We start from the raw sequence: 3,299 nt of genomic DNA, 5'->3' as shown, positions 1-3,299 counted from the left end.
GGTGGGCCCGGTTGCGGGGGACGCCGTAAACCCGTCCCTGGGGGCTTGGCCGCGGCATCCATGCCGCGGACACCCCCGCAACCGGACCCACCCCGCCTTCGACAGATCTCGGCAATCTGTCTGGATGGCATGGCCTGCCCTTGGTAGGTGTCGACCTTGGTCGACACGCAGATCCAGACATGCGTGGATGAACGATCAGGATCGGTCGGTCGGGGTGTGCTCGAACAACTCACCTTGCACTACCGGCTCCTTTTCACGGAAACCGCCGAGGCCGACGCCGACCAGGCGGTAGCGGGTGTCGGCGGGTAGATCTACCCGGGCGCGCAATGAAAGTGCGATGTCGCGCAGTTCGGCCATCGATTCCGGCGGGCGTTCCGGGGTGAAGCTGCGGGTGAGGAGGCGGAACTGCGCGGTCTTCAACTTCAACACCACGGTGTGGCCGATGCGTTCGGTCTTGCGCGTGGCATGCCAGGTCTTCTCGGCCAGCTGCACGATCGCTTCAGCCAGGTCCTCCAGCAACAGGTCCTCGGCGAAGGTGTCTTCGGAGGAGATCGACTGCACCTGCTGGTCAGGCTCCACCGGACGCTCGTCGACACCGCGTGCGCGGTTGTACAGGCTGCGGCCGAAACTGCCGAAGGCTTCTTCCAGGTCCGGCAGCGTCCACTGCCGCAGGTCGCCGCAGGTGACGATGCCGCGCGCCGCCAGTTTGCCTTCCATCACCTTGCCCACGCCGGGCACGCGGTTCACCGGCAGCGGCAGCAGGAATGCGTCCACCCGCTGCGGCGGAATCACGAACTGGCCGTCAGGCTTGCGCCAGTCCGAGGCGATCTTGGCCAGGAACTTGTTCGGCGCGATCCCGGCTGAAGCAGTCAGCTGGGTTTCCTCGCGGATCTGCGCGCGGATGGTGCGGGCGATGTCGGTGGCCAGTTCGATGTCGCTCTTCGGCACCGTGACATCCAGATAGGCCTCGTCCAGCGACAACGGCTCGACCAGGTCGGTATGGCGCAGGAAGATCTCGCGCACGTGGCGCGACACCGCCTTGTAACGTGCGAAGTCCGGCGGCACGAAGATCGCATCCGGGCACAGGCGCTCGGCGCGCAGGGCCGGCATCGCCGAACGCACGCCGAACACGCGCGCCTCGTACGAGGCCGCACACACCACTGAACGCGCGCCCCGCCATGCCACCACCACCGGCTTGCCGCGCAGTGACGGGTCGTCGCGCTGCTCCACCGACGCGTAGAAGGCGTCCATGTCGACGTGGATGATCTTGCGCAGTGCGTTCATGGTTGGCCCACATGATACCTGCACCGTACCCGTCCAGACGCCGAAGTATGGTCGTTGTGCATCAACGGGATGCGTGGTTTCAGCTGAAAACACTACGCACGCGTACGGAGACGCGGTTTGATATCCGCCTGATCCGTCGTGCATCCTCGGGAACTCGTTGCCTTGTTTTCGCTTCCAGGATTGCGCTTTCCATGACTCGTCTCCACGCGTTCAACCGCGACCAGCTGCTGGCCAGCGCACGCGGTGAACTGTTCGGCGCTGCCGCCGGCCGGTTGCCCAACGACCCGATGCTGATGTTCGACCGCATCACCGAAATCCGCGAGGACGGCGGACCGCATGGCAAGGGCATGGTACGCGCCGAACTGGATATCCGCCCGGACCTGTGGTTCTTCGGCTGCCACTTCATCGGCGACCCGGTGATGCCCGGCTGCCTGGGCCTGGATGCCATGTGGCAGCTGACCGGCTTCTTCCTCACCTGGCTGGGTGCGCCCGGCAAGGGCCGCGCCCTGGGCTGCGGCGAAGTGAAGTTCACCGGCCAGGTGCTGCCAGACGCGAAGCTGGTGCGCTACGAGATCGACATCAGTCGCGTCATCAACCGCAAGCTGGTGATGGCCCAGTCCGACGCGCGCATGTACGTGGACGACCGCGAGATCTACAACGCCCGCGACCTGCGCGTGGGCCTGTTCACTGAAACCGGGAGCTTCTGATGCGTCGCGTCGTCATCACCGGCATGGGCATCACGTCCTGCCTCGGCAATGATCTGGATACCGTTTCGGCTGCCCTGCGCGAGAGCCGCGCCGGCATCACCGCGCTGGCCGACCACGCCGAAGCCGGCCTGCGCAGCCAGGTCGGCGGTCGCGTCGACCTCGACCTGGACGCGCTGATCGACCGCAAGCAGAAGCGCTTCATGAGCGATGCCGCCGCCTTCGCCTACCTGGCGATGGCCGATGCCATCACCGATGCGGGGCTGACCCCGGAGCAGGTCAGTGGCCTGCGCACCGGCCTGATCGCCGGTTCCGGTGGCGGCTCCAGCGAATGGCAGGTGGGTGCGGTGGATCTGCTGCGCAGCCGTGGCGTGCGCAAGGTCGGTCCGTACATGGTGCCGCGCACGATGTGCTCAACCGTGTCGGCGTGCCTGGCCACCGCGTTCCAGATCAAGGGCGTCAGCTACTCGCTGTCGGCCGCCTGCGCGACCTCCGCACACTGCATCGGCGCGGCTGCCGACCTCATCCGTCACGGCGCGCAGGACATCATGTTCGCCGGCGGCGGTGAAGACCTGCACTGGTCGATGAGCGTGATGTTCGATGCGATGGGCGCACTGTCCACCAGCTTCAACGACACCCCCGCCAGCGCCTCGCGCCCGTATGACAAGGACCGCGATGGCTTCGTCATCGCCGGTGGTGGCGGCATGCTGGTGCTGGAGGATTACGACCACGCCGTGGCCCGTGGCGCGCACATCCATGCCGAGCTGATCGGTTATGGCGTGACCTCCGATGGCGCCGACATGGTCGCCCCGTCCGGTGAAGGTGCCGTGCGCTGCATGAAGATGGCGCTGCAGAACGTCGATCGTCCGCTGGATTACCTCAACACCCACGGCACCTCGACCCCGCTGGGCGATGTGACCGAGCTGGGTGCGATCCGCGAGGTGTTCGGCGATGCGATTCCGCCGCTGTCCTCGACCAAGGCGCTGTCGGGCCATTCGCTGGGCGCTGCCAGCGTGCATGAAGCGATCTACTGCCTGCTGATGATGCGCGACGGCTTCGTGGCCGGTTCGGCCAACATCGGTGAGCTGGACCCGAGGGTGGAAGGCTTCCCGATCCTGCGCGAAAGCCGCGAGCAGAAGCTGGATACGGTGATGTCCAACAGCTTCGGCTTCGGCGGCACCAACGCGGCGCTGGTGTTCGGCAGGGTGTGATCTGAAAGCGTGCCAACCAAGGTTGGCACCTACCAGAGCGGTAGCGCCGGGCCATGCCCGGCGAGAGCGGTGAAGCGTGCCGACCAACGGTCGGCACCCA

The 3,299-nt window shown here is 66.3% G+C and carries 3 protein-coding genes; 2 read left to right on the top strand and 1 reads right to left on the bottom strand.

The window, feature by feature from the left end; all coding sequences use genetic code 11:
• Window positions 1-195 precede the first annotated feature (195 nt).
• Window positions 196-1,284 (bottom strand): DNA polymerase IV, encoded by a 1,089-nt coding sequence (dinB, locus tag ACFX4F_RS20835; protein ID WP_380658254.1) that lies wholly within the window; start codon window positions 1,282-1,284, stop codon window positions 196-198.
• A gap of 191 nt (window positions 1,285-1,475) precedes the next feature.
• On the opposite strand from dinB, the gene fabA reads away from it, so the two are divergent.
• Complete coding sequence (gene fabA, locus ACFX4F_RS20830) at window positions 1,476-1,991, top strand: 3-hydroxyacyl-[acyl-carrier-protein] dehydratase FabA (protein WP_025878420.1); 516 nt, start codon at window positions 1,476-1,478, stop codon at window positions 1,989-1,991.
• Complete coding sequence (gene fabB, locus ACFX4F_RS20825) at window positions 1,991-3,199, top strand: beta-ketoacyl-ACP synthase I (protein WP_025878419.1); 1,209 nt, start codon at window positions 1,991-1,993, stop codon at window positions 3,197-3,199. Before fabA ends, fabB begins: the two co-directional genes overlap by 1 nt.
• Window positions 3,200-3,299 lie beyond the last annotated feature (100 nt).

The organism is Stenotrophomonas sp. YIM B13575 (genome assembly GCF_042787595.1).
Classification (GTDB): Bacteria; Pseudomonadota; Gammaproteobacteria; order Xanthomonadales; family Xanthomonadaceae; genus Stenotrophomonas; species Stenotrophomonas lactitubi_B.
This window is presented reverse-complemented; position numbering and strand designations above follow the sequence as displayed.

Bases quoted from the DNA above. Each gene is read 5' to 3' on its own strand.
- dinB (WP_380658254.1), bottom strand. From the start codon at position 1,284: ATGAACGCACTGCGCAAGATCATCCACGTCGACATGGACGCCTTCTAC.
- fabA (WP_025878420.1), top strand. From the start codon at position 1,476: ATGACTCGTCTCCACGCGTTCAACCGCGACCAGCTGCTGGCCAGCGCA.
- fabB (WP_025878419.1), top strand. From the start codon at position 1,991: ATGCGTCGCGTCGTCATCACCGGCATGGGCATCACGTCCTGCCTCGGC.